The sequence below is a fragment of the Nitratireductor lacus genome, from assembly GCF_056431025.1.
The window spans coordinates 67,033-88,949 of sequence record NZ_JBWKMB010000018.1; the positions used below are offsets into that span (position 1 = coordinate 67,033).

20 protein-coding genes are annotated in these 21,917 nt (G+C 63.1%); 16 read left to right on the forward strand and 4 right to left on the reverse strand.

The features are described from left to right. Window positions 1–52 precede the first annotated feature (52 nt). Window positions 53–850, forward strand: a complete 798-nt coding sequence (gene paaG, locus AC07E3_RS16050; protein ID WP_478363281.1) for a 2-(1,2-epoxy-1,2-dihydrophenyl)acetyl-CoA isomerase PaaG — start codon at window positions 53–55, stop codon at window positions 848–850. Between the two features lie 43 nt (window positions 851–893). Here the strand turns inward: paaG and AC07E3_RS16055 are convergent, their stop codons facing one another. Then, the gene (locus tag AC07E3_RS16055; protein WP_336070527.1) at window positions 894–1,370 is read right to left on the reverse strand and encodes an SRPBCC family protein; all 477 of its coding nucleotides are present in this window, start codon (window positions 1,368–1,370) and stop codon (window positions 894–896) included. Window positions 1,371–1,517: 147 nt separating this feature from the next. Between AC07E3_RS16055 and chrA the strand changes: the two genes are divergently transcribed. Next, window positions 1,518–2,726, forward strand: coding sequence for a chromate efflux transporter (gene chrA, locus AC07E3_RS16060; RefSeq protein ID WP_478363284.1), 1,209 nt, complete (start codon window positions 1,518–1,520; stop codon window positions 2,724–2,726). Between the two features lie 12 nt (window positions 2,727–2,738). Here chrA and pdxR read toward each other — a convergent pair whose 3' ends face one another. Beyond that, window positions 2,739–4,232: a MocR-like pyridoxine biosynthesis transcription factor PdxR gene (gene pdxR, locus AC07E3_RS16065; protein WP_478363286.1), complete on the reverse strand. Its 1,494-nt coding sequence runs from the start codon at window positions 4,230–4,232 to the stop codon at window positions 2,739–2,741. Window positions 4,233–4,395: 163 nt separating this feature from the next. Here pdxR and pgi point away from each other — a divergent pair, with 163 nt between their 5' ends. The 8 genes from pgi (at window position 4,396) to AC07E3_RS16105 (ending at window position 14,670) form a co-directional block, all read left to right on the forward strand. Next, complete coding sequence (pgi, locus tag AC07E3_RS16070; RefSeq protein WP_478363288.1) at window positions 4,396–6,036, forward strand: glucose-6-phosphate isomerase; 1,641 nt, start codon at window positions 4,396–4,398, stop codon at window positions 6,034–6,036. A 215-nt stretch (window positions 6,037–6,251) separates the two neighbouring features. Further along, window positions 6,252–7,190 carry an N-acetylmuramic acid 6-phosphate etherase gene (murQ, locus tag AC07E3_RS16075; RefSeq protein WP_478363290.1) on the forward strand — a complete coding sequence of 313 codons (939 nt, stop codon included), beginning with the start codon at window positions 6,252–6,254 and terminating at the stop codon, window positions 7,188–7,190. A gap of 67 nt (window positions 7,191–7,257) precedes the next feature. After that, entirely contained in the window at window positions 7,258–8,781 is a 1,524-nt protein-coding gene (locus AC07E3_RS16080; protein ID WP_478363292.1) for an ABC transporter substrate-binding protein, read from the forward strand. A gap of 196 nt (window positions 8,782–8,977) precedes the next feature. Further along, window positions 8,978–9,937, forward strand: coding sequence for an ABC transporter permease (locus tag AC07E3_RS16085; protein WP_478363294.1), 960 nt, complete (start codon window positions 8,978–8,980; stop codon window positions 9,935–9,937). After that, the gene (locus tag AC07E3_RS16090; protein ID WP_478363296.1) at window positions 9,937–10,776 is read left to right on the forward strand and encodes an ABC transporter permease; all 840 of its coding nucleotides are present in this window, start codon (window positions 9,937–9,939) and stop codon (window positions 10,774–10,776) included. Before AC07E3_RS16085 ends, AC07E3_RS16090 begins: the two co-directional genes overlap by 1 nt. Continuing rightward, window positions 10,773–12,518, forward strand: coding sequence for an ABC transporter ATP-binding protein (locus AC07E3_RS16095; protein WP_478363298.1), 1,746 nt, complete (start codon window positions 10,773–10,775; stop codon window positions 12,516–12,518). Before AC07E3_RS16090 ends, AC07E3_RS16095 begins: the two co-directional genes overlap by 4 nt. A 2-nt stretch (window positions 12,519–12,520) precedes the next feature. Continuing rightward, the gene (locus AC07E3_RS16100) at window positions 12,521–13,534 is read left to right on the forward strand and encodes a serine hydrolase domain-containing protein (RefSeq protein WP_478363300.1); all 1,014 of its coding nucleotides are present in this window, start codon (window positions 12,521–12,523) and stop codon (window positions 13,532–13,534) included. An 8-nt stretch (window positions 13,535–13,542) separates the two neighbouring features. Continuing rightward, on the forward strand, window positions 13,543–14,670 hold the full coding sequence (locus AC07E3_RS16105) for an anhydro-N-acetylmuramic acid kinase (protein WP_478363302.1): 1,128 nt from the start codon (window positions 13,543–13,545) through the stop codon (window positions 14,668–14,670). On the opposite strand, the gene AC07E3_RS16110 is transcribed toward AC07E3_RS16105, so the two are convergent. Next, the gene (locus AC07E3_RS16110; protein ID WP_478363304.1) at window positions 14,667–15,104 is read right to left on the reverse strand and encodes a GNAT family N-acetyltransferase; all 438 of its coding nucleotides are present in this window, start codon (window positions 15,102–15,104) and stop codon (window positions 14,667–14,669) included. The two genes, AC07E3_RS16105 and AC07E3_RS16110, sit on opposite strands and share 4 nt — an antisense overlap. A gap of 80 nt (window positions 15,105–15,184) precedes the next feature. Then, entirely contained in the window at window positions 15,185–16,081 is an 897-nt protein-coding gene (locus tag AC07E3_RS16115) for a dihydrodipicolinate synthase family protein (protein WP_478363307.1), read from the reverse strand. A 193-nt stretch (window positions 16,082–16,274) separates the two neighbouring features. On the opposite strand from AC07E3_RS16115, the gene AC07E3_RS16120 reads away from it, so the two are divergent. From AC07E3_RS16120 to AC07E3_RS16145, 6 genes are all read left to right on the forward strand, one after another. Next, window positions 16,275–17,030 carry an FCD domain-containing protein gene (locus AC07E3_RS16120; RefSeq protein WP_255606427.1) on the forward strand — a complete coding sequence of 252 codons (756 nt, stop codon included), beginning with the start codon at window positions 16,275–16,277 and terminating at the stop codon, window positions 17,028–17,030. 45 nt (window positions 17,031–17,075) lie between these two features. Continuing rightward, the gene (locus tag AC07E3_RS16125) at window positions 17,076–18,038 is read left to right on the forward strand and encodes a sialic acid TRAP transporter substrate-binding protein SiaP (protein WP_478363309.1); all 963 of its coding nucleotides are present in this window, start codon (window positions 17,076–17,078) and stop codon (window positions 18,036–18,038) included. Window positions 18,039–18,094: 56 nt separating this feature from the next. Next, the gene (locus AC07E3_RS16130; RefSeq protein WP_478363311.1) at window positions 18,095–18,574 is read left to right on the forward strand and encodes a TRAP transporter small permease; all 480 of its coding nucleotides are present in this window, start codon (window positions 18,095–18,097) and stop codon (window positions 18,572–18,574) included. Beyond that, window positions 18,571–19,845: a TRAP transporter large permease gene (locus AC07E3_RS16135; RefSeq protein ID WP_478363313.1), complete on the forward strand. Its 1,275-nt coding sequence runs from the start codon at window positions 18,571–18,573 to the stop codon at window positions 19,843–19,845. Before AC07E3_RS16130 ends, AC07E3_RS16135 begins: the two co-directional genes overlap by 4 nt. Window positions 19,846–19,948: 103 nt before the next feature. After that, window positions 19,949–20,314, forward strand: coding sequence for a YciI family protein (locus AC07E3_RS16140; protein ID WP_007010531.1), 366 nt, complete (start codon window positions 19,949–19,951; stop codon window positions 20,312–20,314). Beyond that, window positions 20,311–21,540 carry an RNA polymerase sigma factor gene (locus tag AC07E3_RS16145; RefSeq protein ID WP_478363316.1) on the forward strand — a complete coding sequence of 410 codons (1,230 nt, stop codon included), beginning with the start codon at window positions 20,311–20,313 and terminating at the stop codon, window positions 21,538–21,540. Before AC07E3_RS16140 ends, AC07E3_RS16145 begins: the two co-directional genes overlap by 4 nt. Window positions 21,541–21,917 lie beyond the last annotated feature (377 nt).

The following is a 21,917-nucleotide window of genomic DNA, read 5'->3' on the forward strand; positions in this document are numbered from 1 at the left end:
TTGATCGCTCGGCGCGTGCAAAAAGCGCTGCATCCAGTTAAGGGGGATTTCCATGAGCGCCGCGACATCGCAGACCGTGCTTCACGAACGCCATGATGGATGGCACCGCATCACGCTCAACCGGCCGGAGAAGCTGAATTCCTTCAACGAGGAACAGCACACTGCACTGCGCGAGGCGCTCGAAGCGTGCTCGGCCGACGGTACATGTCGCGCGGTTCTCCTGACCGGGGCAGGGCGCGGCTTCTGCGCCGGACAGGACCTGGGTGACCGCGACCCCGCCAAACTCGAAGACAAGCCAGACCTCGGCTATACGATCGAGAATTTCTATAATCCGCTGGTGCGCAAGCTGCGGGGCATGAACAAGCCCATTGTCTGCGCGGTGAATGGCGTGGCGGCGGGTGCCGGTGCCAACATCGCGCTGGCCTGCGACATCGTTCTGGCGGCAAAGTCGGCGAAGTTCATTCAGGCCTTTGCGAAGATCGCGCTGGTGCCGGATTCCGGCGGCACCTGGTTCCTGACGCGCATTCTGGGTGAGCCGCGCGCCAAGGCGCTGGCGCTAACGGGCGAGCCGCTCTCGGCGGAGGATGCAGCCAACTGGGGCCTGATCTGGCGTGCCGTCGAGGACGAAGCCCTGATGAGCGAGGCGGAGGCGCTGGTGGAGAAGCTGGCCAGCGGACCGACCCACGCCTATGGGCTGATCAAGAAGGCGATCCACGCCGCACCCGGAAGCTCGCTCGATGCGCAGCTTGAGCTGGAGCGCGAATTGCAGCACGAAGCCGGCCGCTCGGACGACTACCGCGAGGGCGTCGCCGCGTTTCTCGAAAAGCGCAAGCCGGTCTTCAAGGGGTAAGCGCAGGGTTTTTAGCCACCCACCCCCTTTTGGGCCGCCAATGTCAGGACGCTGCGGCTTCCCCGGCATCGCCACCGGTAACGCGGGCGTTGAAATCGGAGAAGAACTGGCCGGCAAGTTTCTTGGAGGTCGACTGAATGAGACGGCTGCCGAGCTGGGCCATCTTGCCGCCGACATCCGCCTTGGCGCTGTAGCTCAGGATCGTGGCGTCCGGCCCGTCTTCCTTCAGCGAGACGTCTGCTCCGCCCTTGGCAAAGCCGGCAACGCCACCCTTGCCTTCGCCCGTGATCGTGTAGGAGTGCGGGGGGTTGAGATTGGTCAGTTCGACCGCGCCGTTGAACTTGGCCTTGATCGGTCCGATCTTGAGCGTGACGACGGCTTCAAACTCGGTGTCCGACGTCTTGGTGAGTTCCTGGCAGCCGGGAATGCAATCCTTCAGAACCTCGGGATCGTTCAGCGCCTGCCAGACGGTGTCCACCGGCGCTTCGATGCGTTCTTCACCTTCAATGAGCATGGCCATGGCGCGTTCCTCCTGAGACGGTGTTTCCGATCTGGCTAACCCACCGGATACGTCTTGTCCATCCGTGTGACGACCGCCGCTGTTGTCTTGTGCCTGACATGTGGCGCAATTATTCGACAGCGAATCGGCTGAAGGGTGAGGCGGGCAATGAAGGGGAGCGAAACGCACGATGGCGGAAGGGCGGGGACGGCTGCGGAAGTTTTCGGCGCGTTCCTCAGGCTCGGTCTGACCTCCTTCGGAGGCCCTATAGCGCATCTAGGCTATTTCCGCGACGCGCTCGTGCTGCGGCGAAAATGGCTCGATGAAAAGGCCTATGCCGATCTGGTGGCGCTGTGTCAGTTTCTGCCGGGGCCGGCAAGCAGTCAGGTGGGCTTTGCGCTTGGCTATATGCGCGCGGGGCCGGTGGGTGCTGCAGCGGCATGGACGGCGTTTACACTGCCATCCGCGTTTCTGCTCTTCGCTTTTGCGCTGTTTGCTTCCGCACTCGACAATTCGCTCGGTCAGGGGCTGCTGCACGGGCTGAAGCTCGTGGCCGTGGCGGTGGTGGCGCAGGCGGTCTGGGGCATGGCCCGCTCGCTATGCCCGGATCGCGAGCGCGCCGGCATTGCCCTTGCCGCGCTTGTGCTCGTTACGGTCTCAGCAAGCGCGTTTGCGCAGATCGGTGCCATCGCGATCGGTGCGCTGCTTGGCTGGTTGCTCTGTCGCGGAAAGGCAGGCGGCGATGGGGCAGTCGTCGCGTTTGGCCTGTCGAAACGCGCCGGTGCCACCTGCCTAATCCTCTTTACAATTCTGCTCTTCGGTCTTCCGCTTGTCGCGCCCATGGCGCAGGGGCTTTCCGTGTTCGACACGTTCTACCGTGCCGGCGCGCTGGTGTTTGGCGGCGGGCATGTGGTGCTGCCGCTCCTTGAAGCGGGTGTCGTTGAGCCCGGCTGGGCGACGCGCGACGCGTTTCTGGCAGGCTATGGCGCGGCACAGGCCGTGCCCGGTCCGCTCTTCACCTTCGCGGCCTATCTGGGGGCGGTTCTGGGCCCTGTGCCGAACGGGCTTGCCGGCGCTGCGATTGCGCTGCTCGCGGTGTTCCTGCCGGGGTTTCTTTTGCTACTGGGCATCGCGCCGTTCTGGGATCGGTTCCGGCAGTTCGACGCCGCGCGGGCGCTGATGATGGGCACCAATGCCGCCGTGGTCGGCATATTGGGGGCGGCCCTTTATGACCCGCTGTGGACGACCGCCATTCTTGCGCCGGCTGACTTTGCCGTGGCGGCGGTCTGCTTCATCCTGCTCACCATGTGGAAAGCGCCACCATGGGTGGTGGTGGCGCTCTGTGCAGTGGCGGGAATGGGGCTGGCTGCTCTTTGACGCTGCCTGCTTTTATGCCGCCACGCGCCGGTATTCGGATGCTGCTGCCGCAAGCTCGCGGATGCCGGGCTCGATCTGCTGCGCGGCGATGGATGAAATGCCAAGCCGCATGAATGGTGTCGGCTGGGTGCGTCCGAGGAAGAAGCGCGCGCCTGGCTCGATCAGAACGCTGCGCCGCGCCGCCGATTTTGCAAGCACCGCCGAATCGAGACCGGGCGGGCCTTCAAGCCAGAGCGACGTGCCGCCACGAATGTCGGCCGCATTCCAGTCCGGCAGGATGTTGCCCACGGCCTGAAAGAGCTTTTCGCGCCGCTCCTCGAAAGCTGCCGAGATGCGGCGAACGAGGGTGTCGTGATGCCCAAGCGACAGGAACAGCGCAACGGCGCGCTGGTTGTTCGCCGGCGGATGGCGCAGCATGAAACGGCGCAGCGCGCGAAGTTCGGCGATCAGGTCTGCAGGCGCCACGATGTAGCCCATGCGCAGGCCGGGTGCCAGCGTCTTGGACATGGAGCCCAGATGCACCACGCGGCCATTGCGGTCGAGCCCCTTGAGAGCGGCCTGCGGGCGCTCGTCGGCGAGCTGGCTGTCATAGTCGTCTTCGATAACGATCCAGTCATGGCGCTCGGCCGCCTCCAGCAGCGCCTCGCGCCGCGCCTGGCTGAGCGGCACCATGGTCGGGCAGTGATGGCTGGGCGTGGCAAAGACGAAATCGGCGTCGGCGGGGATCTGCGCGACATCGATGCCCTGCCGGTCAACGGGAACGGGAGCGATCTGCGCGCCAGCAAGCTGGAAGATGGAACGTGCATCCGGATAGCCGGGGTTTTCCACCGCGACCTTCTTGCCACGGGCCATGAGGAGCGTGGCGAGCATGTAGAGCGCGTGCTGCGAACCGAGCGTGACGAGGATCTCATCGGGATTGGCGAAGATGCCGCGCCGGGGCAGGAGCCGTGCCTGGATCTGCTCGACAAGCAGCGGGTCGTCACGATCGACCATGTCTGCCGCCCAGTTGCGGATTTCCAGAACGGCCAGCGCCATGCGGTTGCACTCGCGCCATTCGGCGGTGGGGAAGAGCGAGGGGTCGAACTGGCCGTAGACGAAGGGGTAGGAAGCCTTCATCCAGTCTTCGTTCTTGCGCGGTTCCGGCATTTCGCTCGCCAGAACCTGAAACCGGCTGTTCCAGTTCACACCGTTGACGTGATCCTGCTTGCGGGGCGGGCGCGGAGGTGCGGCCAGCACTTCGGGATTGACGAAATGACCGCGGCGTTCGCGGGCAATCAGAAACCCCTGATCAACGAGCTGCTGGAAGGCGAGCACCACCGTGCCGCGCGCGACGCCAAGCTTTTCCGCGAGAATACGGCAGGATGGAAGCGGCATGGACGGGGCGATCTGGCGATCGAGAATCGCAGACACGATGGCCTGACGGATCTGTGCCTGAAGGGTCTGACCCGATTCGGGGGAAATCTTGAACAGGCCCGTCCACAGGGCGGTATCATTTCTGGCTGGCATTTGGCTTTCCTCTCCGGCGGGGGAGCCTACCCTTGGGTCAATGCATGTCAACCCTGGTACAATTGATTGTTCCAACAAGAAAATTGATGAATGCCAGCAAACCCCTGTTTCACTTCGTTTTGTTTGATAAAAGAACGACGTTTCTTTTTGCAGGAGGCTCCCTTTGGACACGGCATTTAAGACTGCACTCGCTGCCCTTCGGGAGCATCGCGCGAAAACCGCACCCATGGACATGCGTGCGGCCTTCGCTTCTGATTCCGGGCGGTTTGCCCGTTTCTCGCTCTCCCTTGAGGACCTGACGCTCGATTTTTCGCGCGCTGCGGTGGACCAGAAGGCTGTCGACCTGCTTTTGAAGCTCTCGGAAGCGGCGGGGCTGGAAGCCGCGCGCGACAAGATGTTCTCCGGCAGTCACATCAACACGACGGAAGACCGGGCCGTACTGCACACCGCATTGCGGGCGCTCTCGGGCGGGGCCATCGAGAATGACGGCTACGATGTCATGCCCGAGGTGCGAGAGGTGCTGGAGGCGATGGATGCTTTCGCCGATGGCGTGCGTCGCGGCACGATTCGCGGCGCGACCGGCAGGGCCTTCACCGATGTGGTGAACATCGGCATTGGGGGTTCCGATCTCGGCCCGGTGATGGTCACGCGGGCGCTCTCGCCCTATCGTGACGGCCCGCGCCTGCACTATGTCTCCAACGTGGATGGCGCGCATATCGCCGACACGCTGGCCGGGCTCGATCCCGAGACCACGCTCTTCATCATCGCATCGAAAACCTTCACCACCATCGAGACGATGACCAATGCGCGCACAGCGCAGAAATGGATCGCACAGAAGCTTGGCCAGTCGGCGACGGGTGACCATTTCGCAGCCGTTTCCACAGCGCTCGAAAAGGTTGCGGCTTTCGGCATCGACGAGAAACGCGTGTTCGGTTTCTGGGACTGGGTCGGCGGGCGCTATTCGCTCTGGTCTGCGATCGGTCTGCCGATCATGATCGCCATCGGTCCTGACGATTTCCGCCGGCTGCTCGCGGGCGCTGAGGTCATGGACCGGCATTTCAAATCGGCGCCGTTGAGAGAGAATTTGCCGGCTATGCTCGGCCTGATCGGATACTGGCACCGTGTAGTCTGTGATTATCCCGCCCGGGCCATCATCCCCTACGACCAGCGGTTGGAGCGGCTGCCCGCCTATCTGCAGCAGCTCGACATGGAATCGAACGGCAAGGGCGTGCAGCTTGACGGATCGCCGGTGTTGACACCCACGGGCCCGCTGGTCTGGGGCGAGCCGGGCACGAACGGGCAGCACGCCTTCTTCCAGCTTCTGCATCAGGGCACCGACATCATCCCCGTCGAATTCATGCTGGCGGCGGAAGGGCATGAGCCGGGGCTTCAGCATCATCACGATCTGCTCGTCGCCAATTGTCTGGCGCAGGCGGAAGCCTTGATGAAAGGCCGTACGCTGGAAGAAGCCGAGGCGCAGCTTCTCGAGAAGGGCGTGCCCGAAGAAGAGGCAAAGCGTCTGGCGCCGCATCGCGTTTTCACCGGAAACCGGCCCTCGCTCACCATTCTTTATCGCAGGCTCGACCCGTTCGCGCTTGGCCGGCTGATCGCGCTTTATGAGCATCGTGTTTTTGTGGAAGCGCAGCTCTTCGGCATCAATGCCTTCGACCAATGGGGCGTGGAGCTGGGGAAGGAACTGGCGACCGAGCTTCTGCCCGTGGTGGAAGGCAAGGCCAGTGCGGACAGTCGTGATGCATCGACCGGCGGCATGGTGAAGCGCATCATGGAGCTTCGCGGAAGCTGAGGCGCAGGTCGCCGCTTTCCTCGTAACACTCCGGAAGGCCGGCAGATTATCGGGCGGGCACGGCCCCGCCCCGGCTGCTGCTACGGGCGAGAAGGAATATATTATTCTCAATTCTAATTGACTCTTGGAATTATCAATTTTAACACTCTGGTAAGGTGCTGAGCCGGCGAAGCGCGGGTTTTGCCAGCGCCAGGCAGGTGATTTCGGGAGATTTCATGAACGCGCAGACGCTGATGTCGGAGCTTGAAAAGCTTGTGTCGGAGGGTCGCAACTCGGACACGATGCAGATCGATCTGCAGCCGACAACCGAAATTCTGAAACTCATCAATGCCGCCGACAGGGACGTGCCGCTGGCTGTCGAAAAGGTGATCCCGCAGATCGCCGAGGCGGTCGACCGGATTGTCGACGCGTTTCAGAATGGCGGAAGGCTCATCTATATGGGCGCGGGCACGAGCGGACGGCTCGGTGTGCTCGACGCTTCGGAATGCCCGCCCACCTTCAGCGTTCCAGAAGACATGGTGACCGGTGTGATCGCTGGCGGCGATCACGCGTTGCGTCACGCTGTGGAAGGGGCAGAAGATGACCCGGCGCAGGGCCGGCAGGCGCTCGAAGAACGCGGTCTGACGGCGAAGGATGTTGTGGTTGGCATCGCTGTGAGCGGCCGCACGCCCTATGTGATCGGTGGGCTGAATTACGCCAAAGAGATTGGCGCGACGACCGTCTCGCTGTCCTGCAATCCGGATTCGGCCATCGGCGCCATTGCCGACATCGCCATCGCGCCCGTGGTGGGACCGGAAATCCTGACCGGCTCGACGCGAATGAAATCGGGCACGGCACAGAAGCTCATCCTCAACATGCTCTCCACGGCAAGCATGATCCGCATGGGCAAGATCTATCAGAACCTTATGGTGGACGTTAACATCAGCAACCAGAAGCTCATGGCGCGCGCCTCGCGCATCGTCATGGAGGCAACGGGGTGTTCTGCCGATGAGGCCGAGACTTTGCTTGAACGCAGCGGCAATGATGTGAAGCTCGCCATCTTCATCGCGCTGACGGATCTGGACACGGAGGAAGCACGCGCCGCCCTTGCAAGGGCTGGCGGGTTTCTGCGCAAGGCAATAAACGAAAGGCAGCAGCAAGCTGCAAACAGGTGAAGCAGCCATTCATGCGACCGTTCATTGGGCGGTTGCAGGCATCAAACGCTCTCGGAGGGAGAAGATCATGGGACAGTCTTTGATGAAGAAGTTCGCCACCTCGGTGGCATTCGCAGCCGCGCTTGGCGCGGCCACGGCGGTGGTGCCCGCATCGGCGGAGACGCTGCGCATGGCCTGGTCGCAGGATGCGACCGGCCTTGACCCGCACAAGCAGACGGCGTTTTCCTCGCTGCGTCTTCTGGAGCTGGTTTATGAGCCGCTGGTGCGTCTCAATGCCGATCTGGAGATCATTCCTGCTATTGCCGAATCCTGGGAGTTCTCCGAGGATGGCAAGACGCTGACCTTCAAGCTCGATGCTGACGCAAAATTCCAGAACGGCGAAAAGGTGACGCCGGCGGATGTGAAGGCGTCGTTCGAGCGCGTTCTGGATGAGGCCACGGGTGCAGCCGCACGCGCCAACTTCACCTCCATCGAGAGCATCGACACACCGGATGAGACCACCGTTGTCTTCAACCTGTCGCAGCCGGACGTTCCGATGCTGACGGCGATGACGGGCATCAACGCGGCAGTCGTTCCGGCGAGCGAGATCGAGGCCGGCACGATCGGCACGAAGGCGATCGGCTCCGGCCCGTTCAAGCTGGACAGCTGGGAGCCGAACCAGAAAGAGGTTCTGAGCGCCAATCCGGACTGGGCCGGCGGCGAGGTGAAGGTGGACGGCATCGATATTTCCGTTCTGCCGGACGAGACCGCCATTCTGGCGGCTCTGCGCACCAAGCAGGTGGATTTCGCGCTGATCAACGATCCGCTCGTGGCCACGCTGGTGCCGAACGAGGCAAGCCTGGAACTCAGCCGCACGCCGGTTCTGGCCTATCATGTGCTGCAGCTGAACCCGTCGCGCGAGCCGATGACGGAACTGGCCGTGCGTCAGGCGATCTCCTGCGCCATCGACCGCCAGGACGTGCTCGACACCGCGCTTCTTGGCGAGGGTGCGGTGACCGGCCCGCTGACCATGCCGGCTTACCGCTCTGATCCGGGCGCGCTGTTCTGCTATGAGCGCGACGTGGAAAAGGCCAAGCAGCTCATGGCCGAAGCCGGCTATGAAGACGGCTTCTCCGCGACGGTGATCGCCGCCACGGGCGAGCCGCCCACAGCGGCAGCCGAGGCGCAGGTCATCCAGTCGCAACTTGCCGAGATCGGCATCAAGCTCGACATCAAGATGATGGAGCTCAACGTCTATGTGGACACCTGGTTGAAGGGTGATTTCGACATGGCGGTGGCGTTGAACGGCGGCCGCGCCGACCCCTATTCCATGTACAACCGCTACTGGACCAAGGACGGCAATCTCCAGCATGTCGCCAATTATATCGACGACACGCTGGACAGCCTGATGCAGGAAGGCCGCGTGGAGACCGACTTCGACAAGCGCAAGGAAATCTTCGCGAAATTCGAGACGCATCTTGCCGAGGTTTCGCCGTGGATCTGGCTCTACACGGGCTACACCTACACCGTGCAGCAGAAGAACGTGAAAGGCTTTGTGCCTTCCCCGACCGGCACGCTGTTTGGCCTGACCGAGGTGAGTGTGGGCGAGTGATTGTGATGTGGGGTCGCACGTTCATGTGTGGCCCCGTTTGCGCCCAGCGCCCCCGTGGTTCGACAAGCTCACCATGAGGGGTGTCGGCGCTAGCCCTCATGGTGAGCTTGTCGAACCACGGGGGCGGCATGAAGGGCTCGACCCTTAACAACCGCGCAAGACGATTGCAGTTAGAAGGACACGGAGTGAAAGCTTCATGAATTACCTGGCCCGACGGCTGATGACCTTTCCATTGGTCATGCTCGGGGTGTCCGTCCTCGTCTTCGTCTCGATCCGGCTGGTGCCGGGCGACGCCATCACCGCCATGCTGGGAACCGAGGCCGGGCTTCTGACGCCCGATCAGCGCGCGGCGCTCGAGGCCTATTTCGGCATCGATCAGGGCTGGTTCACCCAGTACTGGCGCTGGCTTGCGGGTGCGGTTCAGGGCGATCTCGGCGTGTCCGTGACCTTCGGCAAGTCGGTGCTCGACGTGATCCTCGAACGCTTTCCGCTGACGCTGGAACTCGCCCTTCTTTCCATGCTGATTGCGCTCGCCATCGGCCTGCCGGCGGGCATCTTTGCCGCCACGCGCAATGAAAAGCCGTCGGACCTCGCCGTGCGCATCTTCGCGATGATCGGCCAGTCGACGCCGAACTTCGTGTTCGCGCTTCTGGCGATCTATGTGCTGTCGGTCGGGTTCGGGGTGCTGCCGACCATGGGCGAGTTTACGCCCTTCCTTGAAAATCCGCTGCGCAATCTGGGGCAAATGATCCTGCCGGCGCTGACGCTGGGCTTTGCCTTCGCCGCCGCCGTGACGCGCATTTCGCGCTCGGCCATGCTCGACATTCTGAGCGATGATTACATCCGCACCGCGCGCGCCAAGGGCGTGCCGGCGCGCAAGGTGATCTGGCGGCATGCGCTGCCCAACGCGCTGATCCCGGTGGTGACGCTGAGCGGCGTCGAGTTTGGCTATCTCCTGGGCGGCGCGGTGATCGTGGAACAGATCTTCGCGCTGCCGGGCCTCGGTCGCATGGTGCTCGACGCCATCCTGCAGCGCGACTACGCGCTGGTGCAGGGCTCGGTCCTGTTCATCGCGCTCAACTTCATGATCGTGAATCTTCTGGTCGATCTCGCCTATGCGGTGCTCGACCCACGCATTCGGCTGGGGGGCAAGTGATGCAGTTGCTGCGCGCCATTTTCAGCCATTCGAGCGGCCGCATCGGCGGCGCCATCGTTGGCCTTTACATCATCATCGCCATTCTCGGGCTTCTCGGCATCACGCCGCATGATCCGCTGATGCAGTTCCGTGTCGACCGCCTGCATGCGCCCGACGCGACCTACTGGATGGGAACGGACCTGTTCGGTCGCGATGTGGCGAGCCGGTTGATGCTGGGCATCAGCCAGTCCTTCATCGTCGCCTTCGCCTCGGTGGCGCTGGCCGCCGTGGCGGGCATTGTGCTCGGTCTTGCGGCCGCATGGTTCGGCGGCTGGTGGGACGGCACGATCATGCGTTTCATGGACGTGCTTCTGGCCTTCCCGGCGATCCTTCTGGCGCTGCTCATCATCGCAATCGTGGGGCCGGGAACCTGGACCAGTGTGATGGCAATCGCCATCGTCTACACGCTGATCTTCACCCGCGTGGTGCGCGGGCCGGCGCTCTCCCTGAAGACGCGCGACTTCGTCGACGCCGCGCGCACTTTCGGTTCGAGCCGCAACTACATTCTGACCCGCCATCTGATGCTGAACCTCGTTGCGCCGCTGACGGTGCAGGTGACGCTGGCGCTCGCATGGGGCCTTCTGACGGAGGCAGGCCTGAGCTTTCTCGGTCTCGGCACACAGCCACCGGCCTCGTCGCTCGGCCTGATGCTGGCCGACAGCCGCAATCTGATGGAGATGGCGCCCTGGCTCCTGATCTTCCCGGGCATCGCGATCATGATCGGCATTCTCGGCTTCAACCTTCTGGGGGATGCGCTGCGCGACATTCTCGACCCCAGGACGCGGAGGTCAGCCGCATGACATCGCTTCTGTCCGTTTCAAACCTGCGCGTCGGTTTTGGCCGCAAGCCCGAAGACAATGAAATCGTCCATGGCGTGAGCTTCGATCTCGCAGCCGGCGAGACGCTCGCCATTGTCGGCGAAAGCGGCTCGGGCAAATCCGTCACCGCGCTTTCGATCAACCGGCTGGTGGATTTCGGCGGTGGGCGCATTCTCGATGGTTCCATCCAATTCACCCGCGAGAACGGCAGCACGCTGGATCTGGCAGCAGCCGGCGAGCAGGAGCTGACGAAGATCCGCGGCGGCGAAATCGGCATGATCTTCCAGGAACCGATGACCTCGCTCAACCCGGTTCTGACCATTGGCGAGCAGATCGAGGAATCGTTCCGCCTGCATCGTGGCCTGACCGGCCGGCAGGCGCGGGAAGCGGCGAAGGATGCGCTCGACCGGGTACGCATACCCGATGCCGCGCGACGCCTGAAATACTGTCCGCACCAGCTTTCCGGCGGCATGCTTCAGCGCGTGATGATCGCCACGGCGCTGTCGTGCAATCCGCGTCTTCTGATTGCGGATGAGCCCACCACGGCGCTCGACGTGACGGTGCAGGCGCAGATCATGGCGCTTCTCGCCGAGCTGAAGCGCGAGACCGGCATGGGCATGATCTTCATCACCCATGACATCGGGCTGGTGGCCGGCATCGCCGACAAGGTGATGGTGATGCAGAACGGCGAGGCGGTGGAGCAGGGGCCGCTCGACGCGGTGCTCGATGCGCCACAGCATCCCTATACGAAACATCTTCTGAGCGCCGTGCCGCATTTCGAGGCCGGGCGCGCCACGCGCACCGACTATCGCCGGGCAGATGCGCCAAGCGCTGCGCCGGCGCTTAAAGTGGAAGGGCTGACGGTTCGCTTTCCGGTGACCGGCGGTCTCCTGCGCCGGCAGACCGGTGCGGTGCATGCGGTGGACGGGGTCGATTTCGATCTGATGCCGGGTGAGACGCTGGGCATTGTCGGCGAAAGCGGCTCGGGCAAATCGACCACGGCGCGCGCCATTCTGGGACTGGTCGAGCCGACGCGCGGCACGTTCTCCGCCAACACGAATGGCGCGGCGCGGCAGAGCGGCAAGCCGGTGCAGATGGTGTTTCAGAACCCCTATGCCTCGCTCAATCCGCGGCTTCGGGTGGACAGCATTCTGGCCGAGCCGGTGATTGCCGCCGGCGGCGGGCTGAACGGTGAAACGCATGCGCGCATGCGCATGCTGCTCGACCGGGTGGGCCTGCCGGAGAATGCGCTGGAGCGCTATCCGCACGAGTTTTCCGGCGGCCAGCGGCAGCGCCTGTGCATCGCCCGCGCGCTGATGCTCAACCCGTCCGTGGTGGTGCTGGACGAGGCCGTCTCGGCGCTCGACGTTTCTGTGCAGGCCAAGGTGCTGGAACTCCTGGTGGACCTGCAGCGCGAGTTCGGCCTTGCCTATCTCTTCGTCTCGCACGACATGGCGGTGGTGGAGCGCATCGCGCACCGCATCGCAGTGGTCTATGCGGGGCAGATCGTCGAGATCGGCGATGCGGCATCGGTTCTTTCCGATCCGAAACACGCCTATACGAAACGGCTGATCTCGGCGGTGCCGAGCGTCGACCGGCGCAAGGAGACCTTCGAGGTGGACACGCGGCAGGTGCCGTCGCTGGTGCGGCCGCTGGGCTTTGAGCCGGAGCCGGCCAACTGGCAGAGTTTTGGTCCCGATCACATGGCGCGGGCGGAGGCATGAGCATGACGGATATGCCTGCCTTTGCGCCGCGCTTCGAGCGCGCCTTTGAGCTGCTGAAGGATTCGGTGGGGGCGGGGCGCATTCCCGGCGGGGTGCTCGGTGTGATCGACCGGGATGGCGGGCGCATGGTGCGCGCCACCGGCTTTGCGCAGCGCGTGCCGCATGAGCGCGAAATGGGCACCGATACCTGGTTCGATCTTGCATCGCTGACCAAGGTTATCTTCACCACCACGCGCATTCTGGAACTGGCGAAAGAGGGCGTGATCGATCTCGATGCGCCGCTCACCACGCTTCTGCCGGATCTGCGCCAGTATGATCCGGGCGCATGGGAACGGCAGGTGACGTTTCGCCAGTGCCTCGGCCACCAGACGCCGTTTCCGGCGGTGGAGCCGATCTACACCTATGGCCGCGATGCGGACCTGCTGCGCGCCTTCATCCTCCAGCGGCGCTGGGAAAAAGGCTCGCCTGTCTATTCCGACATCAATTTCATTCTGCTCGGCTTCGCGCTGGAGCGGCTTGAAGGCAAAAGGCTGCGCGATTTCGATCCGGGGCCGGGCTTCGCCTTTGCCGCCGATCCGGAAAAGACGGCGGCGACCGAGGACTGCACATGGCGGCACCGGGTGCTTTGCGGCGAGGTGCATGACGACAATTGTTCAGCGCTTGAGGGCGCGGGGCATGCCGGGCTTTTCGGAACGGCGGATGCCGTGCTCGATTTCGCGGCAAGGCTTTTTGCGGGTGACACGGAAGGTGATGAGACGGTGGCGCTGATGCGCACGCCGGTTTCCGAAAAACGCACCCACGGCTGGGAACGGCCATATGACAACTGGCCCGGCGGGGCGCTGGCCAGCGCCGGCACCATCGGCCATACGGGTTTCACGGGAACAGGGCTGTGGGTCGATTTCGACAATAGCCTTGCATGGACCCTTCTCACCAACCGCATACATCCGACCCGGCATTTCGACAGCGGCATCGCTGCGCTGCGACAGGCGGTCGGCGATTGCATGAACGCAGGATAGGAACGCACATGGCTGAAGGATTTGAGCCTGTCTGGGCCGTCGGCCTGATGACCGGCACCGTACTTGACGGAAACATCGACGTGGCGCTTCTGAAAACGGATGGCGAGCGCATCGAAGCGTTCGGCGCCTACACGCTGGCGCCCTATCCGCAATCGACGCGCGACCTTCTGGAAGAAACGCTGCAGCAGGCGCGGGCCTGGAATTTTAAGGGCGATGGACCGGCGATCTTCGCCGAGGCGGAAGAGGTTTTGACGCGCGCGCAGTCAGAGGCTGTGCGTGCGCTGGTGGAAAGCCATGGCCTCACCATGGCCGATATCGGCGCGGTCGGCTTTCACGGGCAGACGGTTCTGCACCGTGCGCCGCAGGAAGGGCGTCTCGGCGAGACGCGGCAGCTCGGCGACGGCGACCTGATGCACGCTATTCTGGGCTGTCCGGTGGTCTATGATTTTCGCTCGGCGGACATGCGCGCCGGCGGGCAGGGCGCGCCGCTTTCGGCAGCCTACCACGCGGCTCTTCTGCGTGACGTGGATACGAGCGGCGAGACAGCGGTGCTCAATCTGGGCGGCGTGGCCAATGTAACCTGGTGGGATGGTGCGGACCGGGTGATCGCGTTCGACACCGGCCCGGCAAACGCGCCGATCAACGATTTCGTCAAGGCACACGGGCTTGGCGAGATGGACCGTAACGGCGCGCTTGCCGCTTCCGGCACGGTGGACGAGGCGCGTCTGGCGGAGCTTTTGAAGCATCCCTACCTCACCGCGCCCTATCCGAAATCGCTCGACCGGTTCGACTTCGGCGCCTCCATGGCGGATGGGCTCGATGCCAAGACGGGTGCGGCGACGCTGACGGCCTTCACCGCATCGGCGGTCGGCAAGGCGCTCGATCTTCTGCCGGTTCGGCCCAAGCGGCTTCTTGTATGCGGCGGTGGCCGGCACAACCCGACCATTATGAAGATGCTGGGGGAACGCGCCGGCGTGGAAGCAGCCCCCGCCGAAACCGTGGGCTGGCGTGGCGACGCCATCGAGGCCGAGTGCTTTGCCTTTCTGGCTGTGCGCGTGCTGCGCGATATGCCGATCAGCTTCCCGACGACGACGGGCGCGCCCGAGCCGCTGCGCGGCGGAAAGATCGCCCGTTAATCGCTGGCCGTTGGGCCAAGCCGCTTCTGGAGGAAGATGCGGCTGCGACCTTTCGGAAAGTCATCCATCCGGCCGAACTCTTTATAGCCCTGGCGCGTATAGGCCTTTTCCGCGCCAGGATTGAATGTGTCGATGAAGGCACCATGGCAGCCGCGCCGCTCTGCCTCTTCTTCCGCCGCGGCCAGCATGCGCCCGGCCATGCCCTGCCCGCGCAGGCTTTCATCCACCCACAGTTTCTGAACGTAGAGCCAGCCCCATGCGGTGTAGCCGGAAATGCCGGCGACCACCGCACCGCGTTCATCGCGCACGAGGATGGCAAGTGTGGCCTTTTCCGAAGGGCCGACATCGGCGTCGTTGAATGCGGCAAGTTCGGTTTCCACCCGTGCGAGCGCCACCTCATCCGGCGTATCGGTGATTTCGATTGTCACGCTCATGGGAATCTCGCCTCTTCGCACATTGCGCTGACTGTTCTAGCCGTCAGGCTGGAAACGGCAAGTCGCGGAGAGAGCGAAAATCAGCCCACCCAAGCGGCGATTTCCGGATCGGCCAGAATGGCACTCATGCGCGCTTCGCAATCGTCAACCAGCGGGGCCAGCGGCAGTCGCGTCGGCCCGCAGTCGACCCCGCGTTGGCGGAGTGCTGCCTTCATGCCCGGCAGCACGCCGGTCTCCATCAGGGTTTCCACGAAACGCTGAGAGACTGTCTGCAGTTCCTGTGCACGTTCCAGCGAACCTTTCTTCACCGCCTCTTTGAGCGCGGCATAGAGCCTGCCGAGCAGATTGTAGGTGGTGCCGATGCCGCCATGCGCGCCCATGACCGCGCCAGACAGGTAGACTTCGTCAAAACCGAAGAAAAAGGTCTTTTCGGGAAACCGCCGCCGCAGCGTGGCGAACTTGAAGAGGTCCATAGACGTGAACTTGATGCCACCGACACCGGGCAGCGCGAGAATGCGGCCGAGCAGGTCTAGACTGAACGGACGCCCCGTGCGGACCGGCACCTCATAGACAATGAGCGGCAGGTCGGTGGCGGCTGACAGCGCTTCGTAATAGGCGAAAATCTCGCGATCCGAAAAAGGGTAGGAATGCGGCGGCAGGGCCGAAAGGCCATGATAGCCGAGTTTTTGGGCGTTCTGTGCGAGCCGGATCGAATCGCGAAGATTGGGAACGCCCACATGCGCGATCAGTGTTGCGGCGGAGTCTCGCACATCTTCAGCGACGACCGCCTGCTGCGCCAGAAGTTCATCAACGCCCAGAAGCCCCGATTCGCCGCTGCTGCCGCCGACATAAAGCCCGTCGAGACCCTGCCCCAGCACATAGGCATCGATCGCCTTCTGGCGCCCGGAATCGAAATCGCCCGTATCGCTGAGGCCGGTGAGGAGGGCGGCATACATGCCCGCCAGCGGATTGGTCATGCGGTTGTTCCTTGCATTCTGGAAGCGGCGTTCGGGTCCTGCCTGCCGTTGAATCGTCCCTTTGGCAGGCTGCATCAGCATAGAAGGGGATTTTTGTTTGACAAGAATTATGTTTGGTAATACCAAAATATCAGTTTGGACAAGCAGCTCTGCCGCACAGGCGTGAAGGCGGGGCCCAGCCGGAGTGAGAAACGTGTCCGCTGCCCAGCCGGAAGAAATGGTGGAAACACGGCGTGTGTCCGATGAGATCGCCGAGGCATTGATCGAGGAAGCGCGCGAGGGCCGTCTGGAAACCGGGACGTTTCTCCCGACCGAGCGGGAGCTTTGTGAGCGCTTCTCCGCATCGCGCCCTACGGTGCGTGCAGCGCTGCAGCAGATGCAGGCGCGCGGCTATGCGGAGGCCGGTGCGGGGCGCCGCCCGCGTGTGGCGCGACCCTCCCTGCAGACGGTGCTGCAACTGGCCGGCGATCATATCCGTGACATTTTCGGCGATGCGGAAAGCGGCGCGCATCTCGAGCAGATGCGTCAGTTCATTGAAGCGGGCGCAGCACGCGAGGCCACCAAGCGTGCCGACAATGTGCAGATCGCCAAGCTGCGTGCGGCGCTGGAGGAAAACTTCGAGGCGATCGGAACTCCTGAATTCGCCCGCACCGATATCGCCTTTCACCGCGTACTCGTGTCGGTGGTCGGCAATCCGGTGATACTCAGCCTGCATGACATGTTCGTCAGCGCCATGCTCGCGCAGCGGCCGCCAACGGATGACCCGGCCAAGCACGACACGGTCGCCTATGAAGAACACCGGGCGATCTATCAGGCCATCATCGATGGCGACATGATCACCGCGACGGATGTCATGGACCGACACCTGGCGCGCTCCTATCGCGCGCGGCTGAAAAGCCCGCGGAAGGTCTCCGACTACTTCCAGAAAGAAGAAGACAAAACTGACTGACTTGGCAGGCCGGGAAGCCTGTTCAACATTCCAAGGGAGGATTGCATGAAACTGATTTCGAAACTGATGCTCGGCGCGGCAGCGCTCGCCCTCAGCTCCGCTGCACTGCACGCGAAGGAACTGACCTTCGGCATGCAGGACAACGAGGTGTCGAATGTCTACCGCGGCGCGCAGGCGTTTCAGGAAAAGCTTGCCGAGATTTCGGGCGGCGAAATGACGGTAAAAATCTTCCCGTCCTCGCAGCTGGGCGACTTCAAGGCCATGGTGGCGCAGGTGCAGGCCGGCGAGCTCGACATGGTCATGACCGGCTATCCGGACATGAGTTATGTGATCCCCGAGCTGAAGCTGATCGGCGCGCCTTATGTCGTGCGCGATTTCGATCATCTGCAAAAGATCGTCGCCGGGCCCTGGGGTCAGAAGATGGACGAAAAGTTCGCCGACCAGGGCATCGAGCTGCTCGACACCTGGTACTACGGCACACGCCAGACCACCTCGAACAAGGCGATCGAATCCATGGACGACATGAAGGGCCTGCGCATGCGCACGCCGAATGTGCCGTTCCTCATCGCCTATGCCGAGAATGTGGGCGCGACGCCGGCGCCGGTGGCGTTCCAGGAGGTCTATCTCGCACTCCAGACCAACCAGGTGGATGCCGAAGAAAACCCCCTGCCGACCATCGAGGCGATGAAGTTCTACGAGGTGCAGAGCCACATCGCGCTCACCAATCACTTCGTGGCGTCCTCGGCGGTGCAGATCTCCAAATCGGTCTGGGATGGCCTGTCCGATCAGGAGAAGGAATGGGTGCAGACGGCCGTCGAGGCTGGCGGCGACGTCTCCGACGAACTGACCTTCAAAGCGGAGAAGGACTTGCTGGAGACGTTCAAGGAGCGTGGCCTGACCATTACCGAACCTGATCTCGAGCCCTTCCGCGCCGCCATGAAGCCCTATTATGACGAGCTCGAAGCCGAGTTCGGCGAAGGGTCGATTGCCGAAGTCATCGGCGACTGAAACATGGGGCGGGGCGTCGGCCCCGCCGCCTTTCCCTCGATAGCTGGGGTCATCGCATGTCGTTTCTGCGCAGATACAGCCTTGAAGGCTGTGTCGCTTCCATTCTCTTCATTGTTCTGTTTGGCGTGCTCCTGATCCAGATCTTTGGCCGCACGCCGCTGTTCACCGGGCCGGTCTGGACCGAGGAAGCGGCGCGCTGGCTCTGGGTGTGGATGGCGTTCATCGGCATTGCCGAGGTGGAGCGGCAGAACGGCCAGTTGCGCATGGGGTTTATCGCAGACGCATTGCCACTCTCCTGGCGCCGCCTGCTCTTTATCCTGATTGACGTGGTCTATCTGGCGATCGTCGCCCACCTCGTCTGGATCTCCTACAAGACCGTGCTGCGCACCTGGAACAATGAAGCGGTGACACTGCCCATGAGCGACGCGGTTCTCTACGCATCCGGGCTGGTGGCCTCGGTCCTCATTCTGCATCGCATTGCGCGGCGGCTTGCCATGCTTCTGCGCGGTGGTGACGCCGGGGAGTTCCACCAATGATCCTTGCAACGATTGGAGCCGCCTGGCTCGGCATGGTGCTGGTGGGGGTGCCCATCGGTGTGGCCATGATCTTCGTATCGATGGGCTATTTCTATTATTCGGGCATGGGCATTTCCTTTGCCATGCAGCGCATGGTGGATGGGCTGAACAGCTTCCCGCTGCTCGCCGTTCCGCTCTTCATCCTGGCGGCGGCAATCCTCAACTCGGCAGGCATCACCCGCCACCTCTTCGGTTTTGCGCGTGCGCTGGTGGGGCACATCACGGGTGGGCTCGGCCATGTGAACGTGCTCGCCTCGCTCTTTTTCTCCGGCATGTCCGGCTCGGCGCTTGCCGATGCAGGCGGGCTTGGAAAGATGGAAATCGAATCGATGCGCGAGGCCGGCTATGACGACGACTTCTCCGGAGCCGTCACCGCCGCCTCGTCTATGATCGGCCCACTGGTGCCGCCGTCCATCACCATGGTGCTTTACGGCGTGGTGTCGAACACCTCGATCGGGCGGCTGTTTCTGGGCGGCATCGTGCCCGGCGTCCTGTGCGCGGCCTCGCTCATGGTTATGGTCTATGTGCTGGCCAGGCAGCGCAACTACCCGCGTGACGCATGGCAGGGCATGGGCAATGTCGGCGTGCTGTTCGTGAAGTCGTTCCCGGCGCTGGCCACGCCCTTCGTGATCGTCGGCGGCATTTTCAGTGGTCTGTTCTCGCCCACGGAAGCAGCGGCGGTGACCGTGCTCTATGCCATCCTGATCGATCTTGTCTTCTACCGCGAGCTGACCCTGAAGCGGCTGTGGGATGCAATCTACGAGACGACAACCACGTCCGCCTCCATCGCAACGATCATTGCGGGCGTGGGGCTGCTCGGATTCATTCTCGCGCGCGAGCAGGCGCCGCAGCAGATAACCCAGCTTTTCCTGACGCTGACCGATGGGCCGCTCAGCTTCCTCATCGCCGTCAATCTGATGATCTTCCTGCTCGGCTGCTTCATCGAATCGCTGGTGATCCTGCTGATCGTGGTGCCGATCCTCGTGCCTGTGGCAATGGGCTATGGCATCGACCCGATCCATTTCGGCATCATCGTGGTGCTGAACCTGATGATCTCGATCCTCACCCCGCCCATGGGCATGGCGCTGTTCGTGGTGGCGCAGGTGGGCAATGTGCCCTACCACCGGCTGGCCCGGGCGATCCTGCCCTGGCTCATCCCGCCGTTTGCGGTGCTTATTCTGGTTTGCGCGTTCCCCATTCTGGCAACCGGACTGCCGAGCCTGATGGATTGAGGTTCGTTTCGACAGGTCGCAAAAAATTTCGCATGGTGGTGTCGAATCCGGTCGTACGAAAACGACCATGGGCGTTCGAAGCGCTCATCAAAGGAGAGACACCATGCGCTATGCCTGCCTTATCTACTACGATCCGAAGGTGCTTTTCGGCGGCAGCCCGGAAGCGAATGCAGCACTGGGCCAATGCGCCGGCTATGACGAGAAGCTGAAGGAAACGGGCCATTTCGTCATGGGCGAGGCACTGGAACTGCCCGAGACGGCCATGACCGTTCAGATTCGTGACGGTAAGATGTCGGCGGTGGACGGTCCTTTCATGGAAACGCGGGACATGCTTGGCGGCATCGTGCTCGTGGAGGCACCGGATCTGAATGACGCCGTGCGCGCCATCAGCGGCCATCCGCTGGCGAAGATCGGTTCCATCGAAGTCCGCCCGCTCGTGGACTTCTCGAGCCCGCCGCCGCAGCTGTGACCGAGGTGGAGGCACGCGCCGCCCTTGAAGCGGCTTACAGCAATGAGAAGCGGCGCGTGCTTGCCACGCTCATTCGCCTGCTCGGCAGCTTCGACGCGGCGGAAGAGGCGCTCCAAGAGGCCTTTGCCGCCGCGGCGAAGAGATGGCCAGGCGAGGGTGTGCCGGCCAATCCCTATTCCTGGCTGGTCTCCACCGGCCGTTTCAAGACCGTGGATCGCTGGCGGCGACAGGCGCGGCTTGCAAACGCCCTGCCGCAGCTTGCCCTTCTGGCCGACCCGGCATCCGAACCAGCCATTCCCGAGCATATCCGCGACGACGAATTGCGGCTGATCTTCATCTGTTGCCATCCGGATCTTCCAGCCGACGCCCGCGTCGCGCTGACACTGCGGGAGGTGGGCGGGCTGACGACTGAGGAGATTGCCCGCGCCTACCTCACCCGCGCCCCGACGATCGCGCAGCGGATCGTGCGCGCCAAGGCGAAACTCCGCGATGAGGCCATACCCTTCGAAATCCCGGCTCCAGCCGAACTGCCCACGCGGATCGAGAGCGTTCTTCGCGTGATCTATCTCATCTTCAATGAAGGCTATGCGGCTACGGCTGGGGCGGAACTGACGCGCGCAGACCTCTCTGCGGAAGCAATCAGGCTTGGCTGGCTGATGGCAGGGCTTATGGACGACCCCGAGGTGAAGGGTCTTCTCGCGCTCATGCTCCTTCATGAAGCACGGCGCGAAAGCCGGGTCGATGCGGCGGGAGACATCATTCTCCTGGAAGAACAGGACCGTTCGCGCTGGGATCGTGCCATGATCGATGAGGCGCGGGCGCTGATCAACCAGGCGCTCGAGGCCGGGCGGCTCGGCCCCTATCTTCTGCAGGCGGCCATCGCCGGCGAACATGCTGCGGCAGCCAGCACCGAAACGACGGACTGGCGGCAGGTCGTCTCGCTCTACGATATACTGGCACTGGTTGATCCATCTCCCGTTGTGGCGCTCAACCGGGCCGCCGCGATCAGCATGCGCGATGGACCGGAGACGGGCCTCGCCGCCATTGATGCCGCGATGGCTGACGGTGGTCTCGACGCCTATCACCTGGCCCATGCGGCCCGCGCCGACCTGCTGCGCCGCCTGGGTCGGGACGTCGAGGCGAAGAATGCCTACCGTCGCGCATTGGCCCTTGCACGCCAGTCGGCAGAGCGCCGATTTCTGGAAAGGCGGCTGGCCGAGCTTTAATAAAGCCGATTTTGGGCGCGGCTAAGAGGTGTTTCAGCCGGGTATCGGGGAGCCGTGGGCGACCGCGCGGGCCCGCCGTCACAGGACCGGCAGAAATTTTGCCGGCGTGCTCTGGAAAAACCCTGAAAACGAAGGCTTTCAAGCAAAATCGAGCCTGTGAATGAAGGCCTGTAAAGCTTATAAATCAATACCTTGCCATCATATGAGGTGCGTGGTTTCCCGGGTCGGCAAAGAAATTCACAAAACTTGCAAATTCCTCGTTGACAGTGGAACTGGGTCCGGCCTATATACGCCTCACCAACGAGGGCGGCACGCCGCTGGCGGCGCTGAGGTTCGGCCTTGTTGGGGAAATCATAGAGAGCCGCGTGAGCGACACT

Coding starts and splice junctions, on each gene's coding strand:
- paaG (WP_478363281.1), top strand. CDS start 53: ATGAGCGCCGCGACATCGCAGACCGTGCTTCACGAACGCCATGATGGA.
- AC07E3_RS16055 (WP_336070527.1), bottom strand. CDS start 1,370: ATGGCCATGCTCATTGAAGGTGAAGAACGCATCGAAGCGCCGGTGGAC.
- chrA (WP_478363284.1), top strand. CDS start 1,518: ATGAAGGGGAGCGAAACGCACGATGGCGGAAGGGCGGGGACGGCTGCG.
- pdxR (WP_478363286.1), bottom strand. CDS start 4,232: ATGCCAGCCAGAAATGATACCGCCCTGTGGACGGGCCTGTTCAAGATT.
- murQ (WP_478363290.1), top strand. CDS start 6,252: ATGAACGCGCAGACGCTGATGTCGGAGCTTGAAAAGCTTGTGTCGGAG.
- AC07E3_RS16080 (WP_478363292.1), top strand. CDS start 7,258: ATGGGACAGTCTTTGATGAAGAAGTTCGCCACCTCGGTGGCATTCGCA.
- AC07E3_RS16085 (WP_478363294.1), top strand. CDS start 8,978: ATGAATTACCTGGCCCGACGGCTGATGACCTTTCCATTGGTCATGCTC.
- AC07E3_RS16090 (WP_478363296.1), top strand. CDS start 9,937: ATGCAGTTGCTGCGCGCCATTTTCAGCCATTCGAGCGGCCGCATCGGC.
- AC07E3_RS16095 (WP_478363298.1), top strand. CDS start 10,773: ATGACATCGCTTCTGTCCGTTTCAAACCTGCGCGTCGGTTTTGGCCGC.
- AC07E3_RS16100 (WP_478363300.1), top strand. CDS start 12,521: ATGACGGATATGCCTGCCTTTGCGCCGCGCTTCGAGCGCGCCTTTGAG.
- AC07E3_RS16105 (WP_478363302.1), top strand. CDS start 13,543: ATGGCTGAAGGATTTGAGCCTGTCTGGGCCGTCGGCCTGATGACCGGC.
- AC07E3_RS16110 (WP_478363304.1), bottom strand. CDS start 15,104: ATGAGCGTGACAATCGAAATCACCGATACGCCGGATGAGGTGGCGCTC.
- AC07E3_RS16115 (WP_478363307.1), bottom strand. CDS start 16,081: ATGACCAATCCGCTGGCGGGCATGTATGCCGCCCTCCTCACCGGCCTC.
- AC07E3_RS16125 (WP_478363309.1), top strand. CDS start 17,076: ATGAAACTGATTTCGAAACTGATGCTCGGCGCGGCAGCGCTCGCCCTC.
- AC07E3_RS16130 (WP_478363311.1), top strand. CDS start 18,095: ATGTCGTTTCTGCGCAGATACAGCCTTGAAGGCTGTGTCGCTTCCATT.
- AC07E3_RS16135 (WP_478363313.1), top strand. CDS start 18,571: ATGATCCTTGCAACGATTGGAGCCGCCTGGCTCGGCATGGTGCTGGTG.
- AC07E3_RS16140 (WP_007010531.1), top strand. CDS start 19,949: ATGCGCTATGCCTGCCTTATCTACTACGATCCGAAGGTGCTTTTCGGC.